This is a genomic window from Allobosea sp. 05T433 (assembly GCF_056396065.1).
Genome location: NZ_JBFTKS010000035.1, coordinates 1 through 13,682, shown reverse-complemented (window position 1 = coordinate 13,682; position 13,682 = coordinate 1). Strand labels below are relative to the sequence as shown.

Sequence of the window (13,682 nt, the reverse complement as noted above, 5' to 3'; positions counted from 1 at the left end):
CCCAACAGGCAGTGCCATGCTCCGCTTCATCGCCAAGCGCCTCCTCTGGATGGTGCCCTCGCTGATCGTCGTCAGTTTTCTGTCCTTCGTGCTGATCCAGCTTCCTCCGGGCGACTTCGTCACGACCTATATCGCGACGCTCGCAGCCTCGAACGAAGTGGTCGATCAGAACACGGCGGCCGATCTGAGAATCCGCTTCGGGCTCGATCAGCCGATGATCGTCCAATATTTCAAATGGATCAGCGGCATCGTGCTCAGAGGTGATTTTGGCCTCAGCTTCGAATGGCAACAGCCGGTCAGTGACCTGATCTGGGAGCGGATGGCGCTGACCCTGGTGCTGACTTTCTCGACGCTACTCGCGACCTGGGGCATCGCACTGCCGATCGGCGTGTTCTCGGCCGTCAAGAAGTATTCGATCGGCGACTATATCGTCACCTTCTTCAGCTTCCTCGGCCTCGCCATTCCGAGCTTCCTGCTCGCGCTCGTGCTGATGTATGTCGCAGCCGTCGAATTCGGGCAGGAGGTCGGCGGGCTCTTCTCCGAGCAGTATCTCACGGCCCCCTGGAGCATCGGCAAGGTCATCGACCTGCTGCACCATCTCTGGATTCCCGTCATCATTCTCGCTGTCTCCGGCACCGCCAGCCTGATCCGCGTCATGCGCGCCAACATGCTGGACGAGCTGCACAAGCCCTATGTCACGACGGCGCGCGCCAAGGGCCTCTCGGAATTCCATCTGCTGGTGAAGTACCCGGTTCGCCTGGCCCTCAATCCGTTCATCTCGACGATTTCCTGGCTGTTGCCGAACCTCGTCTCCGGTTCGATCATCGTCGCCATCGTGCTGAGCCTGCCGACGGCGGGGCCTCTCCTGCTCCAGTCGCTGATGAGCCAGGACATGTATCTGGCCGGCGCGTTCGTGCTGCTGATCTGCACGCTCACGCTCATCGGCTCTCTCATCAGCGATATCCTGCTCGCCCTCGTCGACCCCCGCATCAGGCTGGAATAGGTAATGACCGACACCGCCCTTTCATCCGTCGACAGCACCCGGCTGGCCGTTGCCTCGCAATGGCAGCTCGTCTGGTGGGCGTTCAAGCGCCACCATCTTGCCATGGCGGGGCTGATCGTCACGGTGTTTCTTTACATCATCGCCATTGCCCCGGGTTTCTTCGCCATCAATGATCCGTCGCAGCAGAACGCACGGGCGGCATTCCATCCACCGCAGGCTATCCATTTCATCGACAGGGGGGCGGATGGGAGCTGGTCTTTCCGGCCCTTTATCCATCCTTCGGTGTTTAAGCGCGATCCGCAGACGCTCTCAGCGGTCTATAGCGAAGACAAGGCCCGCAAAACCTATGTTACGTTCTTCGGCCAAGGTTTCGAGTACAGGCTGTTCGGGCTGTTCAGCACTACGACCCACCTGATCGCCTCGGAAAACAAGGCCCAGCCGATCTTTCTGCTCGGGACGGATCGGCTCGGCCGCTGCGTTTACAGCCGTATCATCCAGGGCGCCCAGATTTCCCTGTCGGTCGGCCTGGTCGGCGTCCTGCTTTCGCTGACTATCGGCATCCTGCTCGGCGGCATCTCCGGATATTACGGCGGTCGCATCGACTTTGCGGTACAGCGCGTCATCGAGTTCGTGCTGTCGCTACCTAGCATCCCGATCTGGCTCGCGCTGTCGGCAGCCCTGCCGCAGGATTGGCCCGCGACCCTCAACTATTTCATGATCACGCTGATCCTGTCGCTGACCGGCTGGGCCCAGCTCGCCAGGGTCGTGCGGGGCCGCTTCCTGAGCCTGCGTACCGAAGAATTCGTCACCGCGGCGCGGCTCGACGGTGCCTCTGAAGGACGGGTCATCTTCCGCCACATGCTGCCGAGCTTCGCCAGCCACATCATCGCGTCGATCTCGCTGGCGATCCCGGCCATGATCCTCGCAGAGACCGCGCTCAGCTTTCTCGGCCTGGGGCTGCAGCCGCCGACCATCTCCTGGGGCGTATTGCTGCGCGAGGCACAGAACATCCGCTCGATCGCGACCGCGCCCTGGCTGTTCGCGCCCGGCGTCGCCGTGGTGATCGCCGTGATCGCCCTCAACTTCCTTGGAGACGGATTGCGCGATGCCGCCGATCCGTACAACAAATGAGCGTCATCGATCTCGCCATCGGCCAGGAGCTGCGCCCCGCCGCGCCGGCGCCGACGATCCTCGAAGTCAGGGATCTCGTGACGCACTTCCCGGTGCGCAACGGCGTCGTCAAAGCTGTCGACGGAGTCTCGTTCACGCTCCAGCGTGGCAGGACGCTCTGCATCGTCGGCGAGAGCGGCTCGGGCAAGAGCGTGACCGCGCGCTCGATCCTGCAAATCGTCGATGCACCTGGGCGTATCGTCTCGGGCGCGATGGTCTTGCGCCGGCCCGATGGAACCTCCGTCGATCTCGCGAAGCTCAACCCGCGCGGGCGTGAGATCCGCGCGGTCCGCGGCCGCGAGATCGCGATGATCTTCCAGGAGCCGATGTCGTCGCTGTCGCCGGTCCATACCGTAGGCGACCAGATCATGGAGGTGCTGCAGCTCCACCTGAACATGGGCAAGAAGGAGGCTCGCGCGCGCTGCGTCGAGCTCCTGGCGCAGGTCGAGATTCCCAAACCCGAAGCCGCCGTCGACCGCTATACGTTCGAGTTTTCAGGCGGCATGCGCCAGCGCGTAATGATCGCGATGGCGCTCGCCTGCAATCCCTCCCTGCTCATCGCCGACGAGCCGACGACCGCGCTGGACGTCACAACGCAGGCCGAGATCCTTGATCTGATCAGGAGGCTGCAGCGGCAGCACGGCATGGCCGTGATGTTCATTACGCACGATATGGGCGTGGTCGCCGAGGTTGCCGATGAGGTGCTGGTGATGCACCACGGCAAGGTGATGGAGAGCGGCCCGGTCGACGCCATATTCCACGCGCCGCAGGACGACTACACCCGCATGCTGATCAGCTCCGTGCTAAAGCTCGAGCAGAAGGCCGAGATCAGGCTGAGGCGCGCGCCGATCGCGCAAGAGGCTCCGCCCGTCCTGCAGGTCCGCAATCTGGAAATGCATTTTGGCTCGCCCAAGGCTCCGCTCAGGGCCGTCGACGACGTCTCGCTGGAGGTCAGACCGGGGGAGACGCTCGGCATTGTCGGCGAGTCCGGTTCGGGCAAAACCACGATGGGGCGCTGCCTGCTGCGGGTCTACGAACCCAACGCCGGAGCGATCGACTATCGACGCGCCGATGGCGAGGTCGTCGACCTGCTCAAGGCTGACAAGGAGACGCTGAGGGCCTGCCGGCGCGAGATCCGCATGATCTTCCAGGATCCGGTGGGTTCGCTCAACCCGCGCATGACGGTGGCCCAGATCATCGGCGAGCCCCTGCTCGTCAACAAGATCGCCTCCGGCAAAGAGCTCGACGACCGGGTTGCTGAACTGTTGCGCCAGGTCGGCCTGGAGCCCTCCTGGCGGGAGCGCTATCCGCATGCCTTCTCCGGCGGCCAGCGCCAGCGCATCGGCATCGCGCGTGCCATCTCCCTTAACCCACGCGTCATCGTCGCCGATGAGGCGACCTCGGCGCTCGACGTCTCGCTGCGCTCGCAAATGCTCGACCTGATGATGAACCTGCAGGACAAGCTCGGCTTATCCTACGTCTTCATCAGCCACGACATCGGCGTCATCCGCTACATGTGCGACCGGGTGGCTGTGATGTACCGCGGCAAGGTGGTCGAGACCGGTGGGGCCGAGCAAGTCTGCAATACGCCCACGCACGCCTATACCCAGGCCTTGCTCTCCGCCATTCCGCGACCCGACCCTCGGGCGCGCAGCATCCACCGCCGCCACCGCTACTCCGGTTAACGAGCCTACGGATCAGCCCCATGAAGATCGTCGACATCAAGACCTTCCTGATGCATGCGGGCGCCCCCAGCCTGAAGAACTGGGCCGCGGACGGCTCGTTCGGATCCCAGCAATTCTCGAAGAACCTCACCGGCAGCCGCAACTGGCTCTTCGTCAAGGTCGTCACCGACGAAGGCATCACCGGCATCGGCGAATGCTCCGGCTGGCCGCGCGTCATCAGGACGGCGGTCGAGGACCTGAAAGCGCTGCTCGTCGGCGAGGATCCGACCCATATCGAGCGGCTCTGGCAGAAGATGCAGATCGCGATCATGGGCCACGGCATGACCGGCGTGGTCGGCGCAGGCGCCATGACCGGTATCGACATGGCGTTGTGGGACATCAAGGGCAAGGCGCTGGATACGCCGGTCTGGAACCTACTCGGCGGCAAACTACGCGACAGGATCCGTATCTACGGCCATGCCAACACTCCGGAGGCGGCATTGTCGCTGAAGCAGCGCGGCGTTACCGCGTTGAAATGCGGCGGCGTCTCCGATCCCGTCAGGAAGGTCGCGGCGCTGCGTGAGGCGGTCGGCGCGGAGATGGACATCGCCATCGACCTGCATGGCCCACCATGGCTGACACCGGCCGATGCGACGCAGGTGTGCCGGGCGCTTGAGCCCTACAAGATGATGTGGGTCGAGGACCCGATCGCGCCCGATAATCTCGACGGCTACGCCCGCATACGCAACCATTCCTCGGTGACGCTGGCGGCCGGTGAGCGGATGGCGACCATCTTCGGTGAACGCGAGCTGATCGAGCGCGACCTGATCGACGTGGTCCAGCCGGACACCGGCCGAGCCGGCGGGATAACCCAGATGAAGAAGATCGCGGCAATGGCAGAGGCGCATCACATCATGCTTGCGCCACATTCCGGCTCGCTCGGGCCGGTCGCGGAATATGCTGCCCTGCATCTCCTCGCAAGCTGCCCAAATGGCCTCATCCTCGAGCGCATCGAGGATGACTGGGACGGCCGCGCCAAGACGGTGATCCCGCACCCAGTCTCGCGCGACGGCTATCTCGACGTCCCCGACCGCCCCGGTCTCGGTGTCGAGATCGACGAGGATTTCGTCGCGCAATGGCCCAGCGACATGAATGTCTCGATCCCCGTGACGGAGGGGGCCGGCTCCTATGCCGAGGGAACTTTCCGCGAGCATGTCTACGTGCAGTCGCGCTGGAAGCGCGGCGTCTATTTCAAGGACTGAGCCTATGAAGATCGAGCGCTTGCGGGCTTATATGTCGCGCGACAAGGATCGTCCCCGTGTAGTTGTCGCCATCGACACCGATGACGGATTGACCGGCTGGGGCGAGTGCTACAATCACGGGCCTGACCGGGCGCTATTGCCTCTGCTCGACTACCTGTTCGAGTTTATCCGCGGGCAAGACCCGCGACGGATCGAGTACCTGATCCTCTACCTGCTCCAGCAGAGCCGCTTTCCGCCAGGCGCACTCGGGCTGGCGGCGATATCGGCCATCGACCATTGCCTTTGGGACATCTCGGCCAAGGCTCTTGGCGTGCCGGTCTACATGCTGCTTGGCGGCAATGTGCGCGACAAGGTGCGTGTCTATGCCGGTGTCTACACCGCCCCAGACCCGGCCATTGCGCGCGACGAACTCAACGCGCTGAACGAGCAGTGGGGGCTGACGGCGTTCAAGCTCAGTCCCTATCGGATCGACATGCACGCGCATCGCTGGGGCGAGGTCGTGCGAACCAGCGCCGAGTATTTTCGCAATCTGCGCGAGACCGTGCGTTCGGACTATGAGATCGCCTTTGACGCTCATGCCAAGATCTTCGAAGTCGGGCAGGCGATGCAGCTCGGTAACGCGCTTGCCCCCTACGATCCGCTCTTCTTTGAGGAACCGCTCCGGCCCGAAAACTTCGAAGCCTGGGGCGAGCTGAAGCGCGGCCTCGCCTGCACGCTGGCGACGGGCGAGTCTTTGTACAGCCGTTTCGAGTTCCTGCGGCTGCTCTCGGTCAAGGGCTGCGACATCATCCAACCCGATATTTGCGTCGTTGGCGGTCTGCTGGAGATGCGCAAGATCGCCGCGATTGCCGAGGCACACTACGTGACCATCGCGCCCCACAACCCGATGGGGCCGCTGGCCACCGCCGTGAACCTGCATTTCTCGGCTGCGCAGCCCAATTTCCGGATTCTGGAATACCGGCTGCCGCACGGCCCCAACTATGCCTTTGGCGACGGCAGCGGCGACGCCATTGCCCAGCCCGATCGCTCGCAGGGGGCCTGGTACGTCAAGGACCCCTATCTGCCAAGGGATGGCTATCTGCAATTGCGGCCCGATCGCCCGGGCTGGGGGGTCGAGATGGACATGAATGTCCTGGCCAAGGAGGACTACGTTCATTGGGAGCGGAAGGTCCCGTGCCGCCCGGATGGCTCGACGGCTTATGCCTAATGGCAATGTCGGATTCCGGCAGCTATCTCGGCGAATACGCCGTCCCCCGCCGGCATCTAGTCGGGCTCGGCGATGTCCATGCCTATAAGAGGATGGTCTTTGCCGAGCACGGCGCCATTCGCGGCCGTGGCGCAGGCGCTGGCCGCTCCTGCGAGGCCTCGCAGCTAGACGTCCCCTGCTCTAAGTTGATCAAGGTCGGATCTGCCTCGGGCTGGGATGCCCTGAGGGTTAGAGCAGCCCCATAATCATCAAGTAAGTCCTGATTTGGTCGGGCCTCCGGGAAGCAATAGGAGCCGTGCATGTCGCCTCATCATGCCAGAGAACAGGCCGATCTCGCCGTTTATATTGGCAATGGATTGGGCGGTGATATCAGTGTGCTGCGGCTCTCTGGCAAAAGCGGTACGCTGAGCCCGATCCAGCGCATGCCCTTCCCAGGCGTGACCGAACCCGGCCGCTCGCTGCCGTTAGCACTGTCGCCGGGTCGAGAGTTCCTCTACGCCGCCATGCGTGGGGCGCCACGCGGCGTCGCAACCTTCCGAATCGACCGGGCCACCGGTGCGCTGTCTGAACTTGGCTTTGCCGCGATGGCGGAGAGCGTCGCCTATATTCGCACCGATCTCAGCGGACGCTTCCTGTTCGGCGCTTCCTATGACGGACATGTCGTCACGGTAAGTCCGATCGCGACCGACGGCGTCGCGCAGCCGGTAGCGCAGCGTATTCCAACTGCGCCGAACGCCCATGGCATCATGGGCGACCGATCCGACCGGCATGTTTTGGCGACAAGTCTGGGCGGCGACGTGGTCTACAGCTTCGATTTCGACCAGGTTGCCGGGACGCTGGCGCAACCACGGGCGACCGCCCTACCGAAAGGCACCGGGCCGCGCCATTTCATCTTCGGTCCCGCCGGCAAGACCGTGTACCTACTTGGCGAGCTCGATGCTTCGGTCACGGTCTTCGACTACGATCCGGAACACGGCGCACTCAACACCAAGCAGGTCGTCAACATCCTGCCTGTCGGCTTCAGAGCAAAGCCCTGGGGCGCTGATATCCAGATTACGCCGGACGGCCGCTTTCTCTATGCCTCTGAGCGGAACAGCTCGATATTGGCGAGCTTCGCGGTCGAGGTAGATGGCAAATTGCGATTGTTGCAGCACATCCCTACCGAGACGCAGCCGCGCGGCTTCGGCATCGACCCCACCGGGCGCTACCTGGTGGCATTAGGACAGTCGACCCACCACGCTACAGTTTATGTGATCGACGAGAGCGGCGGGCTCAGTGTTACCGACCGAGCCATGGTGGGGAACAGCCCGGATTGGGTAGAGATGGTCGAGTTGGGTTGAGGTCAGCCAGGAGAAAAGGCGGGGTCATCGCTAGGACGCGAGCGCGGGGCCTTCTCAAAATCCCTCATGTCATACTCTGCGATTGCGTCCGTAAGGACAAGGAGCTCTCGCTCTCCGTCGCCGCCCGGCTCATAGCGAAGCAGCGCCGCGGCCCGCTTTACTGCAAGGCTGCGATCCTCGTCATTCGTGATCTCGAAACCTTTCTCACCTTGCAAAGCTGCCCCTCCTGCACGAACTCGCGATCTGAAACCCAGACCAACTTGCGAATCAGACTTCACGATCACCATGGATTGCGGTGGCTTTCGGGCAGCGCGATTTACGCGATCGGCCGGCAACTCGTCGTCATACGAACCAAGCCATCATCCGACGTAACTGAGCCTGAAAGGCTTTATTCCTGGCCCGAACGGCTGGCCGCCGGACAGCATAACGCCGCGCTCGCCTAGCTGTGCCTCGAGCCCCTACTCGAGTCTGGCGATGAATTCGTCGGCGACCGCTTCGCGAGCCGCTTGTTCGATCTCTGGGCCCGATGCCTCGGGCCTGCCAAAGGCAATGTTCTCCCGCGCCGACGAACTCTTCGTCCGCCTCCGTGCAAGCGCCGATTTCTCCTGAAGACTTCGGTCAGACGGTATTTTTCGGCTTCGGCGGCCTATTCGCCCCAGCGCAAGGAACGCCTTATTCCATCGCCTCGCGCTGTTTCAGCAGCTGGTTCAGCAGCTCTTGTTGATGGTTGATCCTGTTCGCGATTGCTTCTTCCGCAGCAGATCCAGTGGTTGCGGTGGCTCGTTCCATCAGATCGGCTATATTTCTTCGGACGACCGCAATCTGGTTATCAAGATTCTGCTTGGACACATTATCAGGCATTGGCTCATTCCTCAGTGCGTATCTAGCGCCGATTACCAGAGGTGATGCAGCAAAAACGTTTCGGGCTATACTCAACAAGTCATTCGGTCAACTTGCCCGAATTAGCGGATACAATCTGATATAGAATGCGATATCGCGCCAAATATTTGCTGATTTCTGCCAACGGAACTGAACGTCCTGCATCCGGGCAGCGAGCAACCTATGCGATCATCGTGCGAATGATGCCAGCTACCGGCGCCCGTGATTTGCGTAAGCAAGGTCTCGCCGCGGAAGCAGCTGAGCAAGCGGTCGAAGCATAGGAAAACCATAGCCGCTATGCTGCGGATCGCCAGGATCTCGACCTATAGTGCGCAGATAACGCGGACGGCAGGCCCCCGGGGCGGCGTACGTGCAGTGGGCCGCGACCAGCGACGCCGCGATGCTGCATGGTGATTGACCTAGACTGCGCCAGCCGCTCGCCTACCAGTGCAAGCACGGGTTCTGTAGATGGCACGGGCGCTCAGTCGTCGGCGTCGTGCCCGTGTTCGTGACGGTGGGCGTAGCGCTCGGCCGGGTCTTCCTCGTCCTCGTCCGGGATGTCGTCTTTGTTCAATAGCCGCTCAAGCCAGAGCAGCGCGGCGGCCTTGGCCTCCTCGACGCTGTCCTCGGCGCAGACCGCCCGACGGTTTTCCTGATCGGTGCCGATAAAGCTCCCCGCGGAAAACCGGCTCGGCCTGATTACAAACCAAGCCTTGTCCGGCTGATCATTCGGGTCGGTGTGCCAAAGGCTGACGCCATCGACGCTGGTCTCGTACCAGGCCACCTTCTTCGGAGTCTCCGGCATATTCCCGTTCCAATGGGCCATGGTCGGATGTCCTCAAGTCGAGAGGTAGATGACAATGCCGGATTCCTTCGGAATTGCCCCACTGGTCATGCCATCGCCCAGCGACCCATGGCGATTGGCGGTTCAAGGCGCGACGCTAGTCAACGACAATAGTCGTCGTCGTCTTCCTCGTCGTCATCCAACTTGTGGTCGCCGTCCCGTGCAGTGAAGCCAGCCTCAAGTGCCGCTTCCGCGCATGCTGTTTATCGGCGCAGTAAACAACTCCTCGCACATATCGGGCGTCACGAGCATTAACAGAAGCAGCATCGTGAGCGCGCCGACAGGCCGTTCCGGGCTGTGTCGACGATCGGCAGAGTCGGATGCCGCCCCCCATCATCAGGATGAGCGCAGGCGCCAATTCGCCTTCGCGCGAGAAAGCCCGCTTGCGCGATCTCGCGCTGCTCACCCTGACTGTCGTCGCGATCAGGCCCCATGGAAGCTAGTGGGAAGGCGCCGAGGCGTGACGCGATGCGTCGCGTGCAACAAGCTGCGATACCTCAGCGAACAGGTCCATCGGCGCTCTCAGCGCCAAATCCGACAGGGAGAGGATACCGATCATCCGTTTCTCTCTGTTCATCACCGGAACATGATGGATTTGCTCCTCCGCCATGCGGCGCGTCGCATCCCTGACGTCATCGTCCTCGAAGCACCAGGTGATGCCCGCCGTCATGACCTTTCTCGCCTTTGTAGTGTTGGGATCGGCCCCTTCGGCGCAGCCACGGCAGGAAGGTCTCTGTCCGTGATCATTCCGATAAGGCGATCATTTTCTCCCACCGGAAGGCACCCGATTTTCGCGTCGCGCATCTTGCGCGCGACCTCGGTCAGCGAGATGTCCGGAGAGATCCATTCTGCATGTGCGGTCATAGCGTCACGAACGAGCATGATAACCTCCTGCTCTGCGCGGCTTCGAGTCTGAGGCATGTCGCTCTCTGAAGGGATTGCCTGGTGGTCTCCACGCTGCGCCGGAATGCGCTGCGCCAGCCGAGCGCGCTATTCAGAAAACTGCCTTGGGCGCCGAAAGCAGCGTGGTCCGGGAAAGGACTCTGGCGAAGGCCTGCCCCCAGGGAGTGGCATGCTCGTGGATGATAACGGATCATCAGGGGGCGAGCCAGCATAGTGTGCGGTGACCAGGCAATTCGGCGCAGCCAGGGCCGACAGCAGGGCCAGCGGACCAGTCCTTACTCCGGGCCGCCGATCCAGTCGACCAGCAGAGCTGCGAGGCCGAATGCAGCGCCGGCGGAGCAGACAGCTGGCCAGCCATTCCAGGCCCAAGCGATGCCGGCCAGCATCGATCCGGTGGCGCCACCGATGAAGAAAATGCCCACGAACAGCCCATTTAAGCGTCCGCGCGCCTTGGGCTGTAGTAGGTTGATGGCGCGGCGGCCGAGCGTTTGGTCGCCGATTACGCCGATGTCGAGCAGCACGGCGCTGACGACCATTAGCCCCAACGGAACCCATCCGGTTGCGGTCGCGGCTGCGGCGGAGCCTGCCCACGCCGACAGCGCCATCGCGCCGATCAGCACGAGGTGGCAGGCGATAGTGGCGGAGCGCGTCAAACCACGATCTCCAGCGCGGCCGAACAGCGGCGTGACTGCAGCACCTCCGGCGCCCGCCAACGCAAACAGCGCAATGCCGCGCTGGCCGAGGTCGAAGGGCGACTGTGCAAGGCGCAATGCCACCGCCGTCCAGAACAAGCTGAACGCCGCCATTACCAGCGCCGCTGTCAGGGCGCGCCGTCGAAGCATCGGTTCGTCGCGCAAAAGGCCGAGCAGCGAGGCGATCAGCGCGCCATAGGATGTTCTCGCTACCGGGAGCCGTCGCGGCAAGCTGAAAGCGAGGACGCAGGCGAGCAGAATCAGAGAAGCCGCGCTGAGGCCATAGAAGGCTCGCCAGCCCCAAGCATCGGCGACCAGGCTGGCCAGCGGACGCGCCAGCAGGATGCCGACCATCAACCCGCTCATGACGTCGCCGATAACGCGACCATCCTGTCCAGGTGGGGCCATGGATGCGGCGATCGGCACAAGGATCTGAATCGCGGAACAGGCGGCGCCCAGGACGAACAGCACTATCAGCAGCGCGCTTGCCGTAGGCGCGAGTGTGGCAATACCAGCGGCCATTGCTGCCGCGATCAACATACGCAGGATTAGGGCGCGATTCTCGGCGAGATCGGCGAGCGGCACGAGGAAGAATAGGCCGGCGGCATAGCCAAGCAGGGTGGCCATGGCGACGAGGCCGAAGCCTGCGGCATCGGCGCCGAACGATGACCCGATTAGGCCAACTAATGTCTGCGGCGCGAACAGATTGGTGATGATGATGCCGACAGCGGTGGCAAATAGCACAGTCTGCGGGCCGGTAATTGTGGCGGCCGGCAAATGCGTCATTTGTCCGTCTTTCGTTCCTTGCATGGTCGATCCTCAACATTCCGCATATCGTTTTTTGCTTTTATGCGAAACCGTCACCATGCTACAATTCAATAAATTCGATAATGATTATGCGGGTCTATTATGAACATTCATGACCTCGAAGCCTTTATCGCCGTGGTGGAAACCGGTTCGATCGTCGGTGCGTCAGCGAGACTTAATCTTACCCAGCCGGGTGTAACCCGCCGCATCCAGAACCTTGAGGACGCGCTGGCAACGGCGTTGCTCGACCGCCAGTCGAAGCCGCTGAAGCCGACAGCCTCCGGCCGTGAAGCCTATGAACATGGCCGGCGCGTGCTACGTTCGCTTGAGGATTTGAAGGCCGGCGTGTCGCCAGAGGGCGAGGTCAGGGGCGAGTTCCGGCTGGGCATTATGCCCTATCTCTCCGATGCCGCGCTGGCGATGCCGCTCGATGGCCTGCGCGCCGCGTTCCCGCAACTGACTTTACGCATCACCTCCGGCTGGTCGCCAAGGCTGGTCGAGCAGGTGGCGCGCAGCGAGCTCGACGCAGTGGCGGTGTGTCTCGCGGAGGGTTTGGCGCCGCCGCAGGAACTGATCTGCGACGATCTCGGCGCGCAAACAGTGCTGCTGGTTGCGTCATCCGACCTTGGTGTACCGCGGGAAGCCGACCTTGCCACGCTGTCGCAATTTCCCTGGGTGATGAACGAAAATGGCTGTGGCTTTCGTGCCTATATCCGCCAGAGCTTCGAGGCGGCGCGGCTGCCTTTCCAAGTTGGGGTGGAGGCTCTCAGTGTCGATCTCAGAATGTCGCTGGTGGCGCGCGGCCACGGCATCGGCATAGTCACCCCGGCCGCCTTCGCCGACGGCCGCTGGCGCGAGGGAGTTGAGGTCATCGACTGCCCAAACTTCAAGCCGCAAGTGCGCGCTTGGTTGCTGCACCGCCCCCCGGCAGGCAGGCTCGCGCGGCCGATTGAAGTGTTCCGCAATGCCTTGATCGAAGGGCTTCAGCTTCCGATGCCGCTGTTATCGTAACACGGTGCTCAGAGCAGTGCTTCACGAGGCCTTATCAGTCCCCGATTGGCGCCTTGTGATCGAAGCCGTATAAGTATACTTGCCGGCTCCAAACTTCAGTTTATTTTCCATCGCGGCTCTATCGATGCGGTCATTTCCGCTTGGCAGTGGGTTTGATTCGCGAGATCATTGCTCCGCGGCTTATGTTGCTTTGGGTCTGGGGAAACGAGCGTCATCGCCATGCTTTATGCCCTTATCGGGCTTACGGCCCTGTTTGTCGTGGCTGTCTTCGCACACGCGGGGGACAAGAGCCCGCTTCAACGCCGGCTTTACGATCAGCGGCACCGCAGCACCGAGCACGCGTTTAGACGGAGGAGCCGTATTTGACATAATTAGTGCCAGTTGTCGGCTCGCGCTGGTGGACGTCCTAGGCAACGATAGGCGGCTGTTCCTTCGGCCAAAGCCGCCAGATATTCGTAAGATGAGTTGACGATCTTCGTCTCAAACGCGCGAACCCTCGACTCGGGGATCTCAGAGCGGACGGATCATGGTCCCCGATAGCGATCCAGGATGGACACTGAACCTTCGACCGATTGTCACCCAAACAATTGGTGCCCGTATCATCGGTTCCGATCACGCCGCGGCATCAGTAGTTCACCTAGCCTCGCTCCCCCGCCAAAAATTCTTGGGAGGCGAGCGATGTCGGAAAGGCTCTCCACCTTGCCTCAAATGAACGGTTTCACGGGCGAACTGGTCGAGCCATTKACCAGCAAGGCGGTGTTCCAGTCTAGAGCATTTTCACGTTATTCCGGCTCATATCCGGCAGCCCTGAAGTAGTTTTTGCATTCGTCGGGAGTGAAGGCGTCGAGGATTGTTCCGATGGTTCGCCAGAGGCCTTCGACGGTTCGCTCGGCTGCTTTT

The 13,682-nt window shown here is 62.2% G+C and carries 12 protein-coding genes and 1 pseudogene; 7 read left to right on the top strand and 6 right to left on the bottom strand.

What is annotated here, in order from left to right; translation table 11 throughout:
• The first annotated feature begins 16 nt into the window (after positions 1 to 16).
• From AC1DGP_RS30600 to AC1DGP_RS30575, 6 genes are all read left to right on the top strand, one after another.
• Complete coding sequence (locus AC1DGP_RS30600) at positions 17 to 1,003, top strand: ABC transporter permease (protein ID WP_441492627.1); 987 nt, start codon at positions 17 to 19, stop codon at positions 1,001 to 1,003.
• A gap of 3 nt (positions 1,004 to 1,006) precedes the next feature.
• Positions 1,007 to 2,134 (top strand): ABC transporter permease, encoded by a 1,128-nt coding sequence (locus AC1DGP_RS30595; protein WP_476832933.1) that lies wholly within the window; start codon positions 1,007 to 1,009, stop codon positions 2,132 to 2,134.
• Positions 2,131 to 3,858, top strand: a complete 1,728-nt coding sequence (locus AC1DGP_RS30590) for an ABC transporter ATP-binding protein (RefSeq protein WP_476769213.1) — start codon at positions 2,131 to 2,133, stop codon at positions 3,856 to 3,858. The genes AC1DGP_RS30595 and AC1DGP_RS30590 overlap by 4 nt, the downstream gene beginning before the upstream one ends.
• A gap of 20 nt (positions 3,859 to 3,878) precedes the next feature.
• The gene (locus tag AC1DGP_RS30585) at positions 3,879 to 5,099 is read left to right on the top strand and encodes a mandelate racemase/muconate lactonizing enzyme family protein (protein ID WP_476832932.1); all 1,221 of its coding nucleotides are present in this window, start codon (positions 3,879 to 3,881) and stop codon (positions 5,097 to 5,099) included.
• Positions 5,100 to 5,103: 4 nt separating this feature from the next.
• A complete protein-coding gene (locus AC1DGP_RS30580; RefSeq protein ID WP_476769211.1) occupies positions 5,104 to 6,306 on the top strand; it encodes a mandelate racemase/muconate lactonizing enzyme family protein in 1,203 nt (400 codons plus the stop codon).
• Positions 6,307 to 6,605: 299 nt separating this feature from the next.
• Positions 6,606 to 7,646, top strand: a complete 1,041-nt coding sequence (locus AC1DGP_RS30575) for a lactonase family protein (protein WP_476832931.1) — start codon at positions 6,606 to 6,608, stop codon at positions 7,644 to 7,646.
• Positions 7,647 to 8,318: 672 nt separating this feature from the next.
• On the opposite strand, the gene AC1DGP_RS30570 is transcribed toward AC1DGP_RS30575, so the two are convergent.
• The 5 genes from AC1DGP_RS30570 to AC1DGP_RS30550 form a co-directional block, all read right to left on the bottom strand.
• Positions 8,319 to 8,507 carry a hypothetical protein gene (locus AC1DGP_RS30570; protein ID WP_476769209.1) on the bottom strand — a complete coding sequence of 63 codons (189 nt, stop codon included), beginning with the start codon at positions 8,505 to 8,507 and terminating at the stop codon, positions 8,319 to 8,321.
• A gap of 499 nt (positions 8,508 to 9,006) precedes the next feature.
• Positions 9,007 to 9,351, bottom strand: coding sequence for a hypothetical protein (locus tag AC1DGP_RS30565; protein ID WP_476769208.1), 345 nt, complete (start codon positions 9,349 to 9,351; stop codon positions 9,007 to 9,009).
• Between the two features lie 457 nt (positions 9,352 to 9,808).
• Positions 9,809 to 10,039 carry a CBS domain-containing protein gene (locus AC1DGP_RS30560; RefSeq protein WP_476832930.1) on the bottom strand — a complete coding sequence of 77 codons (231 nt, stop codon included), beginning with the start codon at positions 10,037 to 10,039 and terminating at the stop codon, positions 9,809 to 9,811.
• Positions 10,036 to 10,251, bottom strand: coding sequence for a CBS domain-containing protein (locus AC1DGP_RS30555; protein WP_476769206.1), 216 nt, complete (start codon positions 10,249 to 10,251; stop codon positions 10,036 to 10,038). The genes AC1DGP_RS30560 and AC1DGP_RS30555 overlap by 4 nt, the downstream gene beginning before the upstream one ends.
• Before the next feature lie 296 nt (positions 10,252 to 10,547).
• The gene (locus tag AC1DGP_RS30550; protein WP_476832929.1) at positions 10,548 to 11,774 is read right to left on the bottom strand and encodes an MFS transporter; all 1,227 of its coding nucleotides are present in this window, start codon (positions 11,772 to 11,774) and stop codon (positions 10,548 to 10,550) included.
• A gap of 99 nt (positions 11,775 to 11,873) precedes the next feature.
• Between AC1DGP_RS30550 and AC1DGP_RS30545 the strand changes: the two genes are divergently transcribed.
• On the top strand, positions 11,874 to 12,782 hold the full coding sequence (locus AC1DGP_RS30545; protein ID WP_441509163.1) for a LysR family transcriptional regulator: 909 nt from the start codon (positions 11,874 to 11,876) through the stop codon (positions 12,780 to 12,782).
• Positions 12,783 to 13,564: 782 nt separating this feature from the next.
• On the opposite strand, the pseudogene AC1DGP_RS30540 reads toward AC1DGP_RS30545, so the two are convergent.
• Positions 13,565 to 13,682: pseudogene (locus AC1DGP_RS30540) on the bottom strand (IS630 family transposase); the annotation flags it as partial.